This window comes from Caulobacter vibrioides OR37 (assembly GCF_000372645.1).
GTDB lineage: Bacteria > Pseudomonadota > Alphaproteobacteria > Caulobacterales > Caulobacteraceae > Caulobacter > Caulobacter vibrioides_E.
Window position 1 is genome coordinate 95,026 of sequence record NZ_APMP01000009.1, and the last position, 18,699, is coordinate 113,724.

Consider the following 18,699-nt stretch of genomic DNA (forward strand, 5'->3'; position numbering starts at 1 on the left):
CGGTCGCCACGCTCCACGAAGGTCGCGGCGACCGCTTTCCGGTTAGAACTTGACGGTCGCCTCGAGACCGAAGATCCGGGGTTCGCCATAGAAGCGCGACAGGTAGCCGAAGGCTTGGCCCAGATTCACCGTCTGCGCGTAGGCCTTGTTTGTGAGATTCTTGCCATAGAGCGCCAGGTTGACGTTCGATCCGGCGACATTGGCCAAGTCGATGCGCGCGTTCAGCAGGCCGTATGAACTGATGAAGTTGCCGGGCGACTTCTCGTAAGTGAAGTAGAAGCCCTGACGCCAGCTATAGAAAACCGACGGGGTGAGCCGACCAAAGTCCGTATCAAGGCCGTAGGAGGCGTTTAGAGTATAGGTGAGCTTTGGTTGTGAATTGTAACGCACCCCGGCTAGGTTCACTGGCATGTTGTTGGTGCCGATGATCGTACCTTGGGTGAACTTACCGTCGAAATAGCTGACGGTCGCGTTGAGCGTGAGATTGCGGACTGGAATGACGATCAGTTCGCCCTCGCCGCCCCAGAGCTTGGCCTTACCGATGGTCTGTGTAAGCGATTGAGGGCCTGCCGTCGGATCGACGACCACGTTGGTCAGTTGCAGACCATCGTACCAGTCGTGGAAGCCCGATCCGTTGAAGCGGACGTCCACGTCGCCGAAGCGGTGCTGGGTTTTGAAGCCGACCTCCAGATCGTTCAGTTTTTCAGGCTGGAAAATCAGCCCTGGCCCGGAATAGCTCGAAGTCGAATTGAAACCTCCGGACTTATATCCGTGGCGGAACGATGTGTAGAGCAGGACGCCCTCGGTCGGCTTCCAATCCATGCTGGCGATATAGTTGCCCGCCGCGAACTTGGCGCTGGCCGAGCGCATGCAGTTTGTCGTGTCCACCGTAACCCCGGGGGAGATCGGAGCGGCCAGCAGCGAGCACGCGCTGAAGCCTGTCGCCGGCGGCGTGAACGGCAGCAGCACCGTTCCGGGGAAGAACACGCGATACTGGGAATCGTGCAGCTCGGTTTCGTCCCAGGTATAACGATAGCCGCCCGTCACGGTGAGTGTGTCGGTCAGCTTGTAGCTGGCCTGGGCGAATAGGGCTTTGCTGGTCTCTTCGCGATGGGTGTACTGCGGGTTCACGAAGAAGGCGGGGAAATCGACATAGCCGACGCTGGTCCCGCCCATCGCCGTGCGCCCCTTGAACGGATCCTCGGAGGTGTCGAGATAGAAGGCGCCCCCAATCAGGCGCAGGCGGTCGTCCAGAAGCGAGCCCTGCACCTGGAGTTCCTCGCTCAGTTGCTTGGCATGACGGGCGTACTCAACGGTCAAGCCCGTGGAGTCGATGCCGTCATAGTCGTCGTGACCCTGGAACTTGGCGTCGTGATAGCCGAAGACATTCTTGATGGTCAGATTGTCCAGCTGGAACGTGGTGGTGTTCGAAACCCCGTAGGCTTTGATCTCGATATATCCGGGCGTGCTCAGCGCCACCTTTCGTATGCCCAATGCCTGTTGGGCGGCGAACTGCGACGTCGCGGCGGGGAAGATGCACGACATTGCCGGCGGCGAGGAGCACGGCGCTAGGTCAGAGAGGATATAGGCGGGACCGCGCTCGTTGCTGTGGCTGTAGTTGACCACCAGTTTGTTGTCGACGACGTCGTTGGGCTGCACGCGCAGCGAAATCCGGGCGTTCTCATAGTTGAGATTGTCTAGATCGGCCCCCTCGGTGTTCTTGGTGAAACCATCCCGCCGCTCGATATTTCCGGCCGCCCGCAGAGAGACCTTGTCACTCAGCGGAATATTGATCGCCGCCTCGCCGTAACGCTCGTTGAGATTGCCGATCCGGCCTGTGGCGTAGCCTTCGAAATGGGCGCTCGGAGCCACGCTTTCGAAAAGGATCGCGCCACCGTTTGTATTGCGTCCAAACAGCGTGCCTTGCGGCCCCTTCAGGACCTGGACGTTGTTGATGTCGAAGAACGACCGGGCGATTTCGGCGCCGAACACCGGCACTTCGTTGAGATAGGCCACGACCCCGGGCGGCGCATCGTCGCCGGCGGCCTTCTGACCGTGGATGACATAGCTACCGGAGGCCCGGCCCTCCGACTGGGTGCCCTGAACCTGCAGCGAAGGGGTGGCCATCTGCAGGGCGTAGACGTCGTTGACCGCCCTCTCGGCGAGAATTTTCGGCGACATGGCCGTTACCGTCAGAGGCACGTCCTGCAGATTTTCCTCTGTCCGGCGGGCGGTGACGATGACCTCCGCTATGCTTGTCGAGGGTTCGGCCGCGGGCGACGAAGCCTGCCTGGCCTGCGCGAGGGACGGCGCGGCGACATAGGCGCCCAGACCGAGCAGCACAGCGGTCGCGCCCGACATCGTCGAGTTTCTACGCATACAAACCTCCCTGATCCTTATTTTATAGAAAAGGAGTATACTATTTTTCGCGGGCGCCAAGCCAAGATAAAATCAGTGCACTAAATTGGGGGTTAGTGAGGCTCCCCCGCCACACCTAACGGCGTTCACTTTCGCTAGGCGCGCGCCTAGCCGGCTTGTGACGCCCTGATCCGGGGGCGTCTCAAGGCCTAGCCGTCCCAGCGAACATTTCGCGCAGCGCCAGCGCGCTGACCTTCATCGAGACGGTGCGGGGCAGCTCCGCCACCGGCCGAATTTCGACGGGCACCTGGTAGGACGAAAGCCGCTCGCGCAAGAAGGCCTTCAGGTCCTCGTCCGAGGGAGCCGCCTGCCCTGCTCTGACGATGTAAGCCGCCACGGGAAGTTCGCCCAGTCGATCATCGGGTATCGAGCCTACGGCCGCCTCCAGGACGGCGGGATGCTGCTCGATCGCCCGCACGACGTCGTCAGGCATGATCTTGAAACCGCCGCGGATGATGGCGTTGTCGTAGCGCCCCTTGATGAACAGAAAGCCGTCCTCGTCGAGCACCGCGCGGTCGGTCGTGTCGATCCAGGCCTGACCATCGCCTAGGTGCCCCGCGCGTAACGACAGCACGCCTTCGGCTCCAGCCGGCAGGGGCGCGCGGGTTTCCGGGTCGAGAATCCGGCCCTGGATCCCGGGATTGAGCCGTCCGACCGACCCACGCTTGCGACTTCCGTGGGCATGGAAGTCGTCCAGCGTCCACCCGGCCACGCCGCCGGCGAACTCGGTCGCGCCATAGACCTGGAGCACCGGAATCCCATAGCGCGCGAAGAAGGCGTCCGCGGTGTCCGGATCGAGCGGCGCGGTCGAGGTGCGCCAAGCCTTGACGCTCCGCAGATCATCCGGCGACACGCCCGCGTCCAGCACCATGCGCAGGATGGCCGGCGGCGTGCCCAACACGCGTGGGCGGTGTCGGCGGAGGCCCTCGACGAAGGGGGCGATCGCGAACTTCTCGAGCATGAACATCTGCCGGCCGCTGACGAGGGTGTTCATGACGCTCCAGACGCCGCCCATATGGGCGAAGGGGATCATGACGAAATTGATCCCCTTGCGGAGCCGGGGAGTGTCGTCGCCCTGACGATCACGCTCGTAGATCGCCGAGTCATTGAGCATCTTCTCGAACAGCCGAGTCTTGAGCGGAATACGCTTGGGAACGCCGGTGGTGCCGCTGGTCAGCATTTCGATGGCGATGCCCGGCGCTTCGCGAACTTCGGCGGTCGTAACGCGCTCCAGACCTTCGACAAGGCGGACGGCCTCGCCGGGCGAGTCCGGCAGAAGGATGCCGAGAACCCCCGCCTGCTTCGCGGCGCTCATGACCGCCGGTCGGTCCCAATCCCGCGCGCAGCCGACGACCACGGGCAATCCTAGGTTCGCGATATCCGCGGCGAGCTTTTCGTCAGGCAGACCGGGATTGAGCGTCACGACGCATCTGTCGCCCGACACGATGGCGGCCAGGACGGCCGCGCAGGCCGGCTGGTTGCGGAGCATCGCGCCGATGCGGACGCCAGCTCCCAATCCCGCGGCCTCCAGCGCCGTTTCGAACTGCCTCTTGACGCGCGACAAGTCGCCCCACGACCACCACTGTCCGTCGCTTTCCACGGCGGCGGCCTCGGGATCCACCGCCAGCACGCCCTCGATCGTTTCGCGTAAACTCGCCATGTCCTCACCCCTTTTCAGGTCAAAAGGCCTTTGAGTGGGGCCTTTGAGCGCTCATCGGGCTTGCCGCTCCAAAAACAGGGTCTGGTGGGTCTTGCCGACCGGTCCGTGAAGATCCCAGAGATCGCCATCCACCACGGCCACGCCCTCGCCAGCACTTAGAGACCTCGCCTGCAGCTTCAGCCAGTCGCCTCGCGGCGCGCGCGCCAGATGCAGCGTGATATCAACATTGGCGAACGACCATTCTCGCCAATCGACGAAGGCCGAGAGCCCGCTGCCGAAGTCCGCGGCCATGGCCGCCCGCGCCAGGGGCGAGGCGGGCTTGCCGCGCACCACCTCGCCATCGAGCTTCACCCAGACCTCTCCCGGTCCCTTCTTCTCCAGGCCGCCGCTGATCAGCCGCGTGTCGGCCAAATGGCGCAGACGCGAGCGCTCGGCCAGCAAGCCAGGACCTTGGGCGGGCGGCGGCTGGAGCGGCTGTGGCGACGCCATTCCGGGCGAGACCGGCCCCTCGGCCACTCGGACGCGCATGGCGGCGGCGCGAACCGTCACCTGGCCATCGACGAACAGTTCCACCTCGCTCCATTGCAGCCGGCGCCCTTCCCGGACGATCCGGCTGCGGGGAACGATCACGTCCATCGGCGTCGGCCGCAGGATGTCGATCACCAGCCGGGCTATGATCATCGGGCCCGTCGTGGGGATGTCCTCGACCAAATGCGCAACCAATCCCGCCAGGGGGACACCCCCCTGATGGGCGGGATTCCACGGGCCGGGAACCAGGCTGCTCGGCGCGAAACCCTCTCCTTCGGCCTCATAGAAGAAATTGGGCGGCGCGCTCATGCCGTCCAAACCGCCAGGGCGTCCAGGCACTCGATCCTGTCACCGTCGACCCAGAGAGGATTAATCTCGAGCGACGCCAGATCGGGGCCCAAGGCGATCGCCGCGTCGCCGATCGCCGCGACGGCCCTAGCCACCGCATCGACATCTACCGGCGGTCCGCCGCGATAGCCGGCCAGGACCTTCGCTCCCCGGAGCTCCCCTAGCATGGTCTTGACCATTTCCGGACGCACCGGAAGCAGGCGCAGACTTGTGTCATGGAGCAGCTCCACGAAAACGCCGCCGAGGCCGACGGCGATCGCCAGACCCCATGTCGGGTCGCGCGCCACGCCGACGAACAGCTCCAAGCCGCCCTCGCGCATTGGAGAAACGATGACGCCTTCGATATGCGCCGTCGGCCTGACCGCCGCGACACGGGCCATCATGGCCTCGTAGGCGTCGCCGACGGTCTCCTGGCCCACCAGGTTCAACTGGACGCCACCGACTTCGGTCTTGTGCTGGATATCCGGCGACAGGATCTTCAGGACGACCGGCTCCGCGATCTCTCGAGCCGCGGCCTCAGCCTCGGCCCGAGAGCGCGCGATCCTCGCCGGCACCACCGGAACGCCCGAGGCCGCGAGAACGTCAAGGGTTTCGCGTTCGGTGATGGGGCGCGCGACGATCGGCGCCGGCGCCGGCGGCGCCTTGGGAAGTCCCTCGCGGGCAAGCCGCGACCAGGCGAACGCCGCGCCGACGGACCGCATGGTGTGACCAAGGCCGCTGGCGATGTACGGCAGCCCCGCCTCGGCCGCCAGTTGGCGCGCGAACGGCGTGATCGGCTGATAGGTTTGCTGCAAGAGAAAGCCTTTGACGCCCGCCTCGTTAAGGCCCTTGGCGATGGCCCCGATGGCCGGCCGGGTCACCGGCGACACGTCTTCTTCGGCCGCCGGCGCCTCGAAGCAGACACCAATCAGGCCGACCTGCGGGTCGGGGGCGATGGCCGCGATCGAGCGTCGGAAGAGATCCGGATCCGACATGGCCGCGCCGGTGATGTCGAGCGGGTTATGCGCCGCGCCGAAGTCCGGCAACTCGGCCTTCACCCGCGCGGTCGTGGCCGCGTCGAAGCGAGCGAAGGGAACGCCGTGATCGTCGCCGCGGTCGGCGATCATCTCGCAGGCCCCACCCGAGATAGACGCGACCGCGAACTTGGCGTCGGGCAACACGCCGGCATAGGCGAGGAAGTCGGCGGTGTGGAGCAGCTCTTCGAGGGTGTCGACCCGCACGACGCCGTATTCACGACAGGCCGCTTCGAAGATTTTGTTGTCGCCGACCAACGCGCCGGTATGGGCCTGAGCCACCGCCGCGGCCAATTCCCCGACCCCGACCTTCAGCATCACGATTGGCTTGCGCGCGGCGAGAGCCTTGCGGGCGACGCCGAGAAAACGGGCTGGATCTCGGATAGACTCGGCGAACACGGCGATCGATCGCGTCGTCGCGTCGTCGACGAGGAACTCGACGACGTCCGACAGACCAACCCGCGCCTCATTGCCCAGGGCCACCGAATAGCTCAGCGATACGTTGGTCTTGTTTGCGGCCCGGCTGAGGATGCCCGCGGTGGCGCCGCTCTGGCTGACCAAGCCCACCCTCGGATCGGCCAGAAGCGGTGTGGTCACGGGCAGAGTTCCCACGCCGACGCGATCGACGAAATTGAGGAAGCCTAGGCTATTGGGTCCCAACAGGGTCAGGCCAAGGTCCTCGGCTCGCGCGAAGATCCTGGCCTGTTGCGCGGCGCCCTCGTCGCCGACCTCGGCGAAGCCGGACGTCACGATGGCGCCGTGTCGGATACCCGCGGCGGCCATGTCCTCGATCGCCTCCGCCAGACCCGACGCCGGCACGACCACGAAAGCCGCGTCAACGGGTTCCTGGATGGCCCTGGCGGAGGTCACGCTCCGGCGCCCCAGAACCTCGCCGCCCCGCCGGTTGACCAGATGGACCGGCCCGGAGAAGTCCATCTGCTTGAGGACCCTCAGCGCCATCGCCCCCCAGGGGTTCTTATCCGACGCGCCGATGATCGCGACGCTTCGCGGTCGAAGCAGTTGCGTGAGGTCCAGCGCGGTCATCCAAGGTCTCCATGAAAGCGGGTCATTGGCCTAGTCGAGCAAGGCGGCGGCGCCGCCGTGAATGAGGGCGCTGGCGGCCGCCCCGGCGGTCAGGGCCCGGTCGATCGCGATCTCCGAGCCCGTGATCATGCGCGCCTCGGGGACGCAAAGCGCCGCGAGACTGACAGCCACCTCCTCGGGCTTCATCATGAGCCCCGCGTACCGGTCGAGCGCCTCGGCGCTCGGTTCACGATCGGCGCCGGCGGCGGACTTGGCCATGGCGATCGTGGTGGCGACATTCATCTCTGAAAGGACGCCACCCAAGATTATGGCGTTGGCCCGCACGTTATTGGCCACGCCTTCCGCGGCGATCACCTTGGTCAGGTGAACAAGACCGGCCTTGGACGCACAATAGGCCGCCATCTTGGTGACGCCGAACCTGGCGTTGATCGAGGCGATGTTGAGAATAACGCCGTCGCCCTGAGCGCTCATTAGCGGCACGGCGAGCTGACAGAGGTGGAACGCCGCGGTGAGATTGAGATCGACCGTTCGGCTCCAATCCGCGGCGGGATAGTCGCCAACGGCCGCCAGGACGCCGCTCACTCCGGCATTGTTGATCAGAATGTCCAACCGCCCTGAGCGCGCCAGGCACGCATCGATCGCCGCTTGGCGGCAGGCAGGATCGGTGATGTCGCCCGGCACGAACCACATGGAACCACCGCTGCGCTCGATGTCCCAGGCGAGCGCCCGCCCCTTGTCGGCCCGCCGGGCCACGCCGATCACCCGCGCCCCTAGAGCGGCGAAGACCCTGGCCACGCCCTCGCCAAGGCCGGAGCTGACGCCGGTTACAAGGACGGTGCGTCCACTGAGCGATATCGACATGGCGTTCCTTCCTCGCCTCTCACGCTGGCCCCGCGGATCAGGCGCGAATGAACCTTCCGCTGGCCGAGGCGCGCTATGGGATATTTTCCGGACGATGTCGGGCCGGGCTCAGCGTCGCGCCGACAATCGCCAATGGTTGGCCATCATGCGCGCGGCGTCCTGGGCCAGCGCCTCTGGAACCGGCGGATAAAGCGGGAGCTTGCCATTGAGCGGCAAGGCGATCGTGGCCGTCGCCTTGACGGTCTCCTCGCCGCGTTGGTTGGTGAAGCGCACGGCGACATCGACAAGGCCCTGACCGTTTTCTTCACGCTTGGCCGTCACCTCGCCCGTGATCTTCTGAAGATCACCCATGTAGTTGAACTTGCGAATCTCGTCGTGGAGACCGAGCACGACGCCGTCATCGCCGCACCAGTCAGTGAGATAGTGGTAGAGGTAGTTTTCGCGCATCACCCCATAGTCGTAGGCCATGGGATTGCCGATCGCCTGCGCCCATTTGGGATCCCAGTGAAGACGCTGGGCGACGTCGGGCACGCCGTATTCGTTCTTGATGTAGAAGGGCGGAATACGCTTGCGGTTCTTGTAGGCTAGACGGCCCACCGTGGGCGCATAGGGCACGAATCCGTAGCCGCCAGCGTGGAAGCATACGACGTCGGTCACCGTGAGCGGCCCCTTGGCCATGACGCCGAGGCTGTCGCCGACCGCCACCGCGCCAAAGTCTCTCGGGGTCGCGCCCTGCACCTGTTCGGCTTCGTAAATCGCGTCGATCGCCGCGATATCGTCTTCGGTGTAGGTGGCCGGCTCCAGAGCGCTGTACTTGCCCTTCTTGGCGGCTGTCTTCCGCTCGGTGAGCACCATCAGCACCCGATAGACGGCGACCACCTCGCCCCGCTGGTTGACCTTCACCTCGCGACGAACCCGGATCACCGATCGGCCGGCGAACTCCGAGTCCTTGGCTTCGACGCTCTCGTCCCCATAGAAGCTGAAAAGTGTGTCGCCGGGATGGATCGGCCGGTACCAATCCCACTTAGATCCCGAGACGAAAACGTGAATGCCGCGGAACAGGCTCTTGCGAGCGGCCTTGATGTGGTCTGGAGTGGGCTCGCCGCGCATGGGCGAATTGATGACGCCGGCCATCATGCCTGGCGCGATCACCGAGCCCCACCGTGTCCCTCGGCCATATTCGGGGTCGCAGAATAGCGGGTTGTCGTTGCCACAGCCGTGAGCGAAGTTGCGGATATTGTCAGAGGTCGCCGTCTGAATGTACTCGCGCTCGCGAGCGGCGTCATAGAAGCCCACTTGGCTCTGGGCGCGGGCTATATCCTCGTCCGTGATCTGGTAGCTCGTGGCCTTACGCCACTCTTCGCTTTCCGCGATGTCCGTCATCGCGCCCTCCCCATTCTCATTGTCTTTGATAAAATAGTATCCTGTTTAAGTTGTCACTGCAAGGCGCCGTAACCGCTGCCTCCGAGCCTGCCTTTTGATTTAAAGTCACCATCCCAAAGCACGACCTCGATGCCGGCGGATTGCCATTCCGGACAATCGGTGCACTATATGCTGAAAATGCAGAAACGAGGGATGGAAGTGTCTTCAGCGCGCCCTTTCGACGCTCAGGCGTTCAATGCGAACTTCAATCACCACGCCGCCGAATTCGGGGCGCATCGCGAGGCGATCTTCGACGATCTGCGCGCTCGCTGTCCGGTCTCGCGCACCGATGCCTGGGACGGTTTCCACATCCTGACGCGCTACGAGGATATAGCCGCCGTGGCCAAGGACGACGTCACGTTCAGCAGCGAGCCCGGCATCACGGTTCCAGGCCTCCCAGCGGATCAGATGCTCCGTCTGCCGATTTCGATCGATCCGCCGCGCGCCTTCTTCTATCGCAACATCCTGGCGAGGTTTTTCACGGTTCGCTGGCTTAAGACGCTCGAGCCCTGGATGCGCGACCTCGTCGATGACATGGTCGACGGGTTCATCGAGACCGGAAAGGCTGATCTGCAGACCCAGCTGGGCCACCCGCTGACGGCCAAGTTCATCATGCACATCACCGGCCTGCCTATGGAGCGCTGGTACGAGTTGTCGGAGCCGGTCATCGCCGCGGTCGGCCACGGCAAGGATGATCCCAGCGGCATCCTGCGTCGCGGCGAAGCCAGCCGTATCCTCGCGGCCGAGATCGAACGTCAGAAGACCGACCCGAGCGGCGCGCCGGACGAGAAGGTCATTCCCTATCTGCTCAGCCTGGAGTTCGAGGGCAAGAAGCTCACCGACGCGGAATTGATGGGCATGGTCGAACTCCTGCTCGACGGCGGCTTCGACACCACCTTGGCCGCGATGGGCAATAGCTTCATCTACCTCTCCAAGAACCCCGATAAGCGGCAACAGCTGATCGACGATCCCGAGCTTATCCCAAGCGCGGTCGACGAGTTCCTGCGCTGGGTCACTCCCCAGCAGGGGCTGTTCCGTACAGCGATGGTCGACACAGAAATATCGGGCGTGAAGATCGCCAAGGGCGATAAGGTCTACTTGGCTTGGCCCGCCGCCAATCACGATCCGGAGGCCTTTCCCGATCCTCACGAGGTGCGGTTCGATCGCGGACCGATCCGCCATCTGACTTTCGGCGTCGGATCGCATCTTTGCCTAGGCATAAACGTCGCCAAGCTAGAAATGCGCGTGGCGTTCGAGACCGTTCTCAAACGCCTACCCGACTTCAAGGTCGACGAAAGCGGTGTTGTTCGACCGCCGGGCCTGGGCATTGTCTATGGGGTCGAGCACGTGCCGATCACCTTTACCCCGGGCCGGAAGCGAGCGGCCGCGGCGGCCTGAACGATTCAGGGACGGAGCAAGAAGAAGCCGCCGTGGTCATCCACGGCGGCTTTGGAGTTTGTCGAGGCGGGAGGGGCCTCGAGGAGAGTCTCGCTACCGGCCGCGCGGCAGCCCCAACAGACGTTCGCCGATGATGTTGCGACGGATTTCGGACGTGCCGCCGGCGATCGTCTGCATGATCGAACGCAGATACTGCGTGGTCCATCGGCTGGGGCTGGCGTCCAGGTCCAACATGTCTGGGCCCATCAAATCAGTCGACATGCGGTAGATGCGTTGCAAGGTCTCGGTGTTGTACAGCGCGATCAGGGTTCCCTCGGAGCCGGGGACCAGATCGCGCTGAGCCCTGCTGATCGACGCGTAGCTCATGGCTCGCAGAGCAGCCACTTCAGCGCGAAGCGTCGCCAGCCGGGCGGCGATTTCGTCGTCCTGGATCGCGGGCCTTGTCCCATCGGGCCCCACCCGCTCGTGGGCCAGCGCGATCAGCTCCTCGACCACCCTGCTCATTTCTATCTGTTCGGCCAAGGCCGCGGTCCCCCGCTCGAAGCCAAGCGTCGCCATGGCCACGTTCCAGCCGTCATTGATCCCGCCAACGACGTTCTTTAGCGGAATCCGCACGTCGTCATAGAAGACCTCGCAGAAGTCGGCCGAGCCGTGCATGCAAGAGATCGGCCGGATCGAGACGCCGGGCAGGTCCATCTGGCCGATCACCCAGGTGATCCCGCCGTAGCGGCTATCCGGATCGGTGCGGACAAGCAGCTCCTGATAGCTCGACCAATTGGCTAGGGAGGTCCAGATTTTCGAGCCATTGACGACTAGGTCGTCACCATCCACGACCGCTCGGGTGCGCAGTGAAGCAAGGTCCGAGCCGGCGCCAGGCTCTGAAAAGCCCTGGCACCACGGCGTCTCGCCCTTCAGGATTCGAGGAAGATAATACGCCTTCTGGGCCTCGGAACCGCGCGCGATCAAGGTAGGTCCCGCATGGCTGAGCGCCACGAAGAACGTGCCAAGATAGGGACCGCCGGCCAGGGCGTATTCCTCGAACCAGATCAATTGCTGAATCAGAGAAAGGCCGGCCCCCCCGTACTCCTTGGGCCAGCTGATGCCGGCCCAGCCATCGTCGAATTGCTTGCGCTGCCACGCCTTATCAAAGGCTAGCATCTCGGCTCCGTCGTCGGGGCGACGATCGGTCGGCACGTTGGCTCTCAGCCACTCACGCACCTGGAGGCGGAAATCGCGTTCGTCGGGCGTGAAATCCAGATTCATGCGGCCATCTCCGGCGCCGGCTGGGCCAGCAGCAAACGTTGTTGCCGACGGACGCCACCACCGATCTGGTCGTAGAGGTGCGCGCGCTTTAGGAAATGATGGGCGTCGCACTCGACGGTGAAGCCGATCCCGCCGTGGACCTGAATCACCTCCTTGCCGCTCAGCAGAGCGTACTGACCACCCAGGAGTTTGGCCGCGGTGGCTTGAAACTCGGCGTCATCACGCCGCGCGGCCACCGTGATCGAGGCGAAATTAACCAAGGCTCCTGTCGCGTCGGCGCGCAGCGCCATGTCGGAGCACTTGTGCTTGATCGCCTGGAAAGCCCCAATGGGCTGACCAAACTGCTGACGGACCTTGGCGTATTCCGACGCCAGATCCCGCGCGCCCTCGCAGAGCCCGGCGAGCATCGACGCCGCCAGCAGGCGCAGAAGAACGTGGCCGCCGAATGTGGCCGGAGCGCCCACGGGACAGCGTGCGCCCGCCAGAATCGCCTCGTGAAGCGTGACGCCGTCAATGGCCGATGACAGGGTCCGCCAACGAATGGCCTCGCGCGGCGCCAGAGCCGCCGAGCCGGCGTCGTCGAGCACCAGCAGCCAGTCCGCCCCCTCGGCGTCGAAAGCCTGGAAACGACCATCGACACGCTCGCCGATCGCGACGGGGCCTATCGGATTGGCCAGGGCAACACGCGTCCGACCCGCGGCGATCGCCAAGGCCAGATCCGCCTGGCCCCGGGCGGCGGCCACGCGCGCGCCGATGGCCGAGGCGATGACGTTGGGCGAGAGCAGATGGCGACCCAACTGGCGGAAGACCAGGGCCTCCTCGACCTCGCCGAGCCCGACCCCGCCGGCGCTTTCGGGCAGGGCCATCATGAACCAGCCCAGCGCGCCCATCTCGGACCAGAGCGACATCTCGGACGGGCTCTTGGCGTCGGGCCTCAGTCGCGCGACGGGCAGCTTCGAACCGAGATAGTCGGCGACGCTGTCGATAATCTGCTGCTGCTCGACGGAAACGACGAGATCAACCATCGACGATCACCCGAAGCTCGGATAGCCGCCGCCGCCGTGCGCGGCGTCCACGGCCTTGCGGTCCGTGAACGGCGTGCCGGCGAACTTCGGCAGGGCGTCAACGAAAGTCACCAGTTTGGGCTTCTTGTAGGAGGCGATCTTGGCGCGGCAGTGCTCGATGATGTCGGCTTCGCTAGCGCTTTGGCCAGGCTTGAGCACAATCACCGCCTTGACATTCTGCTTCCAGGTTGGGTCGGGCACGCCGATGACACAGACATCCGCCACGGCCGGGTGCTGACGGATGCAACCTTCCACGTCGGCCGGATAGATGTTCTCGTCGGCCGACTTGATGATCGCCGTCTTCGGGCCGACGAAGATCAGCGAACCGTCTTCGGCGCGCTTGCCCAGATCGTTGGTCAAGTGCCAGCCAAATCGACCGCGGCGCTGGTTCTCACGGTCCGCGCCAAGATAGCGGTTCATCACCAGAGGTCCCCGCACGGCGAACTCCCCCGTCTCCCCCGGCCCGACTTCCCGACCTTCGTCATCGAGCAAGGTGACCTGGGCCATGGGCGAGACCCGGCCCGCCGCCGTGCCGCCGAGATAGGCGAAGGAGATCAGCCCCATCACCTCCGACTGCCCGTAGCCGCCCAGCTTGCGCAGCATCGGCGCGTCGGCGGGCATGCACATCGGGTATTTCCATTCGGGCGCGGCGGGCGACGACCAAAGGCTTGAAACGTCGTAGAGCCCCTCCTTGTTGACCTCGCGGATCTGCTCGATGGTCGGAGCTGGGATGAAGGCGTGCGTGGCCTTCTCGGCCTGGATCAGTTCGAGGAGACCAACGGCGTCGACGCGGGCGGCGAAGACGTTGGCTCCGCCCAGGTGAAAGGTGGCCAACGCTCCCATCAGGGTGCCGAGATGGAACAGCGGTCCGGAATTCAGGTGGACACTATCCTCGTCGATCGCCTGGCCGCGACCGACGATCAAGTTCTGGTACATGAGGGTCGAATGCGACAACAAGGCCGCGTTCGGCTTACCCTCGAAGGCGGCGGTGAATACCGCCAACAGCGGCAGCTCGGCGTTGATGCGGGTGTCGGGGTCCGTCTCGGAACCGGCCGCTAACAGGCCCTCATAACTGCCCTGGCCCTCCGCGTCATGCTGAAGCCAAAGCCGATCTCCCCCCGAGGCCTCACGCGCCTTGCGCAAAGTCTCGCCGACCTCCGCGTCCTGCCAGATCACCACCGCCGGATCGAAATCCCGAAGCAGGGTCGTCACCTCGTCGGCTGACGAGCGCCAGTTGGCCGGGCAGAACACCGCGCCGAGCTTAGCGCAGGCGATCAGGGTCTCGAGAATGCGGAAGCTGTTCTGGCCCAGCCAGAGCACCCGGCCGCCCCGCGCCACGCCGCGATCCGCCAGCGCGTTAGCCAATTGGGTGGTGCGGCGATCGAAGGCGGTGAAATCCAGGCGTACCGCGCCGTCAACGACGGCAAGGAGATGGGGCCGCGAACGCCGGTGTTCACGGGCGACATCGCCGAACCCATGCAGGCGGATGGTCTCGTAAAGGTCGGTCAAGGCCGCCCCTCCCCTTTTTGGCTTTTTCTAATTGGTATACTGTTTTGAGGTGCTCGGCAATCACCTCGCGGCTTCAAGGCCAATAAGCGGCGCGCACCTCGCGCTTGAGCAGTTTTCCGTTCTCCAAACGCGGCAACGACGGAACGAAATCAACGCTCGTGGGGCATTTGAAGCCCGCGAGCTTGGCGCGGCAGTAGGCGATCAGGTTGGAAGCGAGCGATGCGTCGGCCATGACCCCCGCGCGAACGACCACGACCGCCTTGACCGTCTCTCCCATCTCCGCGTCCGGCGCGCCAATCACCGCCACGTCGTCGACGGCGGGATGCATGATTAGGAGATCCTCGACCTCTTGCGGATAGATGTTGACCCCGCCGGAAATGATCATGTGTGATCGACGGTCGGTGAGGTAGAGATAGCCTTGGGCGTCGACCCACCCCATGTCGCCGAGGGTGGAAAGACCGCCTGGAGCCCGACTCTCGGCGGTCTTGGCTTCGTCGCCGTGGTAGCGGAATGCGCCGCCCCCCTCGAAATAGACCGTTCCGACCTCGCCAGCCGGCAAGGCGCGGCCTTCCTCGTCGAGAATGTGCAGCTTGCCGAACACCGCCTTCCCGACCGATCCGGGATGGGCCAGCCACTCTTCAGGGCCGATCGCGGTCATGCCCAAGCCTTCGCTTCCCGAATAGAACTCGAAGATCCTCGGCCCAAGCCAATCAAGCATGGCCTGCTTGACCGGCGCCGGGCAGGGCGCGGCCGCGTGCACGACCTTCCGCAGCGTCTCAAGGCGATAGCGCGCGCGCATGTCTGGCGGCAGTCGCAGCATCCGCACGAAGTGTGTCGGCACGAACTGCGCCAAGGTAACGCCGAAGCGATCGATCGCCGCGAGCGCGGTTTCGGCGTCGAAGCGATCCATCAGCACCACGGCGCCGCCCGAGCGCATCACGCTCATCGACCAGACCAGAGGGGCGGCGTGATAAATCGGCGCCGGGCACAGATAGACTGTTTCGGGCCCAAGCTCGTAAGCATCGACCAAGACCCGAACGCCAGCCGGCATGACGCCATAGGGCTGGCTTGGCCCCTGCTCTTGGACGATGCCCTTAGGCTTGCCCGTCGTCCCCGACGAATAGAGCATCGGCCCGCCCTCGACTTCCGGACCCGTCGCATCCCGAGGCGCGGCGACCGCCAGGGTCTCCAGGCGCGTAAAGCCGGGAATATCGCCGCCGAAGGCCACGCATGCGAGATCTCGCGTCTCGCCCATCGCCACGGCAAGGTTGGCCAAAAGCCCGTGCGCTAGCAGCAGCTTGGCGCCGCTGTTGTCGAGAATGTAGCCGGCTTCCTCCGGCTTGAGATGCCAGTTCAAGGGCACGAACTGGGTGCCGACACGTAAGGCCGCCCAATAGACCCCGAAGGCTTCGAGCCGATTTGGCGTAAGCACCGCCACCTTGTCTCCAGGAAGCACTCCCAGCGAACGCAAGGCGTTGCCCCATCGCGCCGCCGTGTCGGCCAGGGCCTCGAAGGACCAGCTCAAACCGGTTTCGGCGGCGATCAGCGCGGGCTTGTTGGGCGTGCGCAGCGCCCAGGCGTCGGGCGTGGTCATACGAGGGCCTGTATCCAGCGGTTGGTCTCGCCATCGCGGACAACAAGCCCCCGCCGCCCCACGGGCTCCGTGACGCCATCGGTCAGGAACGCGATGGTTTCCGCGTCGGTGGACGGCACTCGCCCAATCACGCGACGGCCATCGTCCGCGCGTCCGATGACGACGCCCAGACGGGGCGCGCCCTCCCGGTCATAGAGCACCGTGTAGGTCTCGATGCGCGCCGGGCCGGCATAGGCTTCATCGATGGGCGTGAGCGCGCCACGCCGGCGATCCGCCTCCGCCTGCACATCAAAATCCTGCGGAAAGGTTCCGGCCGGCTGGGGCCTTCGAGTCAGGAGCAGCGTGTGATTATGGGTGGCGTAGCCGCCATTGGCGAAGAGCAACCCGTTGACGCCCTCTCGCCGTAGGCGCTCGACCATGCTGGCGGCCGCGTGGGTCATGTAGTTGCCGATCGGGCCGCCACCGAAGGTCAAGCCGCCGAAGACGCTGGCCGGACGCTCGGCCGGCCAGCCCAGGATCCGCCGCGCCATCTTCGGTACGCACGGAAAGCAGGAATAGAGCTCAACGTGGTCCAGGTCCTCGACGGTCAGGGCGTTGAACGCCAGGGCGCGTTCGAGGGAAACCGCCATACTGACCGACTGATCGAACCGCGGACGCACAAGCGGATCGTCATCCTCGTGCGCCGCCGCCCCGCGTCCGACGTAGATGAGCCGCTCGTCGGGCGTGTTAAGCGCGCGCGCGACCGCGAGACTCGTAACGATGACCGCCGCGCCCTGATTGACCGAGGCGTTGGCCACCATCAGCTTGTTGTAGGGAAAGGCGATCGGGCGGTTGTCGGCGTCGGCCGCGAGGATCTCTTCGGGCATGCGGGCCTTGTGGATCCAGGCGGCGGGGTTGGTCGCGGCCACCTCGGAAAGCGCGGACCAGATCACGCCTGTCTCGGCCTGCCCCTCCGCCAAGGTCTGGCCATAGACCGGCCGCGCCGCGTTCTCGTAGAGCGGATAGATGTCCGTCGGCGAGACCAAGCCATAGCGATGGCGCATTTTTGGCTCGGCGGGCTTCCGCGCCCCGAGCGGCCCGGACTTGGCGAGCGGCGCCCCCTCGCGCGCGGCGGCCTCGGCCACTCGACGGCTGGCGGTTCGCAAAGCTTCCGCGCCGACGATCAGGGCGACGCTGGCCTCGCCCCGGCCGATCGCGTTGGCGGCCTGATTGATCAGAAGCACCGGGCTGTCGCCGGTCGGCATCGGCGTCTCGTGCGCGCGTCCGGGCTTGAGGCCCAGCGCGTCCGATAGCAGAGTCGCCAAGCGCCCCGCATACCGCGGAAAGGAGATTTGGCTGACGATCCCTAGCCAGTCAATCCGCGCCAAAGCCCCTTCGCCGGCGTCGTCGCCCGCCGCTCGCGCCGCGGCGGCCATGAGCCCCAGGGAATCGAGGCCCTCCGCGCCCGAGTCGGCGCGGTCGTTGATCTGGCCAACCCCGATCACGACCGGGATTCGCGTTTCGTCGTCATGAGTCACCTGGGCGCTCCTGCTTGTTTGGGGCGACGCGCGGGCGGATCAGCGCGGGGTAGGTCATCAAGAGGCCTTCCAACCCCGGAAAGCGGGCACGTCACAGGCGGCCTCGTACTCACCGGCCAGCCGCTCGACGAGTTCGGCCACATCCGGCGCATCGGCGATCAGCCCTATTCCCTGGCCAGCGCTCCACAGGTTGCGCCACGGCTTGACGCCGGCGGGCAGGTGCCCGTGGGTCAAGCGCGGCCCCGGCGCGGGCAGAGCATCCGGGTCCAAGCCGACCCGGCGCATCGACGCCGTCAGCCAGCTCGCGGCGACCCCCGAGATTGCCGCAGTATGGACCACACCGACGATGTCCTCGTCGATCAGCATCTGCTTGTAGGCCGTATCGGCGCCGGACTCCCGCGTGGCGATGAAGCGCGTGCCCAGATAGGCTAGGTCGGCGCCGAGGATTTCCGCCGCGCGGATCGCGGCGCCGCTGGAGACCGCGCCGGCCAGAACGATCGTTCCCGAAAACATCGCGCGAATCTTGGGAATCAGAGCCAGCGGCGTGATGACGCCGGAATGCCCCCCGCCGCCCGCGCCCACGGCGGTGATCCCGTCGACGCCCGCGGATGCGGCCTTTTCCGCGAAGCGCAAATTGACGGCGTCGGCATAGACCAACATGCCCGCGTCCCGGGCGCGTTTGGTGAGCTCGGTAGGATCGCCGGTGGCATTGACGATGATGTCGACGCCATAGCGCGCGCAAAGCGCCAGATTCGCGGCGAGTTCTTCGGTCGGAAGATTGGAGGCGAGATTGACAGCGAGGGGCCCGGCCGCCGCGCCTTGGTCACGCGCGACGTCCAGGGCCAAGCGGATATCGGCGAGCCAGGCCTCGAACTGCTCTATCGATCGAGCATTCTGCCTTGGAAGACCGCCGATGATTCCTGACAGACAGGCGGCCTTCACCAGTTCCGGCGTCGACACGAGGAACATCGGCGCGCAGAAGGCCGGAAGTCGGAGTCGACCGGCGATCGATGGCGGAAGGCTCATGAGCCCGCTCCTTGGTGCGGGCTAACGGACCGTC

The 18,699-nt window shown here is 65.2% G+C and carries 13 protein-coding genes; 1 reads left to right on the plus strand and 12 read right to left on the minus strand.

Features of this window, described 5'->3' with window-relative positions; genetic code table 11:
* Positions 1-42 precede the first annotated feature (42 nt).
* The 6 genes from OR37_RS09815 to OR37_RS09840 form a co-directional block, all read right to left on the minus strand.
* Positions 43-2,361: a TonB-dependent receptor gene (locus tag OR37_RS09815; protein ID WP_035017178.1), complete on the minus strand. Its 2,319-nt coding sequence runs from the start codon at positions 2,359-2,361 to the stop codon at positions 43-45.
* Between the two features lie 199 nt (positions 2,362-2,560).
* The gene (locus OR37_RS09820) at positions 2,561-4,048 is read right to left on the minus strand and encodes a class I adenylate-forming enzyme family protein (RefSeq protein ID WP_235046563.1); all 1,488 of its coding nucleotides are present in this window, start codon (positions 4,046-4,048) and stop codon (positions 2,561-2,563) included.
* Positions 4,049-4,129: 81 nt separating this feature from the next.
* Complete coding sequence (locus OR37_RS09825) at positions 4,130-4,915, minus strand: thioesterase family protein (RefSeq protein ID WP_004618805.1); 786 nt, start codon at positions 4,913-4,915, stop codon at positions 4,130-4,132.
* Positions 4,912-7,011: an acetate--CoA ligase family protein gene (locus tag OR37_RS09830; RefSeq protein WP_004618807.1), complete on the minus strand. Its 2,100-nt coding sequence runs from the start codon at positions 7,009-7,011 to the stop codon at positions 4,912-4,914. The genes OR37_RS09825 and OR37_RS09830 overlap by 4 nt, the downstream gene beginning before the upstream one ends.
* 30 nt (positions 7,012-7,041) lie before the next feature.
* Entirely contained in the window at positions 7,042-7,872 is an 831-nt protein-coding gene (locus OR37_RS09835) for an SDR family NAD(P)-dependent oxidoreductase (RefSeq protein WP_004618809.1), read from the minus strand.
* Between the two features lie 108 nt (positions 7,873-7,980).
* Positions 7,981-9,255 carry an FAS1-like dehydratase domain-containing protein gene (locus tag OR37_RS09840; RefSeq protein WP_004618811.1) on the minus strand — a complete coding sequence of 425 codons (1,275 nt, stop codon included), beginning with the start codon at positions 9,253-9,255 and terminating at the stop codon, positions 7,981-7,983.
* 198 nt (positions 9,256-9,453) lie between these two features.
* Between OR37_RS09840 and OR37_RS09845 the strand changes: the two genes are divergently transcribed.
* Positions 9,454-10,692 carry a cytochrome P450 gene (locus OR37_RS09845; protein WP_165570595.1) on the plus strand — a complete coding sequence of 413 codons (1,239 nt, stop codon included), beginning with the start codon at positions 9,454-9,456 and terminating at the stop codon, positions 10,690-10,692.
* Positions 10,693-10,785: 93 nt separating this feature from the next.
* On the opposite strand, the gene OR37_RS09850 is transcribed toward OR37_RS09845, so the two are convergent.
* From OR37_RS09850 to OR37_RS09875, 6 genes are all read right to left on the minus strand, one after another.
* The gene (locus tag OR37_RS09850) at positions 10,786-11,955 is read right to left on the minus strand and encodes an acyl-CoA dehydrogenase family protein (RefSeq protein ID WP_004618815.1); all 1,170 of its coding nucleotides are present in this window, start codon (positions 11,953-11,955) and stop codon (positions 10,786-10,788) included.
* A complete protein-coding gene (locus tag OR37_RS09855; protein ID WP_004618817.1) occupies positions 11,952-12,980 on the minus strand; it encodes an acyl-CoA dehydrogenase family protein in 1,029 nt (342 codons plus the stop codon). The genes OR37_RS09850 and OR37_RS09855 overlap by 4 nt, the downstream gene beginning before the upstream one ends.
* A gap of 6 nt (positions 12,981-12,986) precedes the next feature.
* Positions 12,987-14,528: an AMP-binding protein gene (locus tag OR37_RS09860; protein ID WP_004618819.1), complete on the minus strand. Its 1,542-nt coding sequence runs from the start codon at positions 14,526-14,528 to the stop codon at positions 12,987-12,989.
* A gap of 73 nt (positions 14,529-14,601) precedes the next feature.
* Complete coding sequence (locus tag OR37_RS09865; protein ID WP_004618821.1) at positions 14,602-16,122, minus strand: AMP-binding protein; 1,521 nt, start codon at positions 16,120-16,122, stop codon at positions 14,602-14,604.
* Positions 16,119-17,639 carry an acetyl-CoA acetyltransferase gene (locus tag OR37_RS09870; RefSeq protein ID WP_004618823.1) on the minus strand — a complete coding sequence of 507 codons (1,521 nt, stop codon included), beginning with the start codon at positions 17,637-17,639 and terminating at the stop codon, positions 16,119-16,121. The genes OR37_RS09865 and OR37_RS09870 overlap by 4 nt, the downstream gene beginning before the upstream one ends.
* Positions 17,640-17,696: 57 nt before the next feature.
* Positions 17,697-18,665, minus strand: a complete 969-nt coding sequence (locus OR37_RS09875; protein ID WP_004618825.1) for an NAD(P)H-dependent flavin oxidoreductase — start codon at positions 18,663-18,665, stop codon at positions 17,697-17,699.
* Positions 18,666-18,699: the final 34 nt, after the last annotated feature.

Coding starts and splice junctions, on each gene's coding strand:
- OR37_RS09815 (WP_035017178.1), bottom strand. CDS start 2,361: ATGTCGGGCGCGACCGCTGTGCTGCTCGGTCTGGGCGCCTATGTCGCC.
- OR37_RS09825 (WP_004618805.1), bottom strand. CDS start 4,915: ATGAGCGCGCCGCCCAATTTCTTCTATGAGGCCGAAGGAGAGGGTTTC.
- OR37_RS09830 (WP_004618807.1), bottom strand. CDS start 7,011: ATGACCGCGCTGGACCTCACGCAACTGCTTCGACCGCGAAGCGTCGCG.
- OR37_RS09835 (WP_004618809.1), bottom strand. CDS start 7,872: ATGTCGATATCGCTCAGTGGACGCACCGTCCTTGTAACCGGCGTCAGC.
- OR37_RS09840 (WP_004618811.1), bottom strand. CDS start 9,255: ATGACGGACATCGCGGAAAGCGAAGAGTGGCGTAAGGCCACGAGCTAC.
- OR37_RS09850 (WP_004618815.1), bottom strand. CDS start 11,955: ATGAATCTGGATTTCACGCCCGACGAACGCGATTTCCGCCTCCAGGTG.
- OR37_RS09855 (WP_004618817.1), bottom strand. CDS start 12,980: ATGGTTGATCTCGTCGTTTCCGTCGAGCAGCAGCAGATTATCGACAGC.
- OR37_RS09865 (WP_004618821.1), bottom strand. CDS start 16,122: ATGACCACGCCCGACGCCTGGGCGCTGCGCACGCCCAACAAGCCCGCG.
- OR37_RS09875 (WP_004618825.1), bottom strand. CDS start 18,665: ATGAGCCTTCCGCCATCGATCGCCGGTCGACTCCGACTTCCGGCCTTC.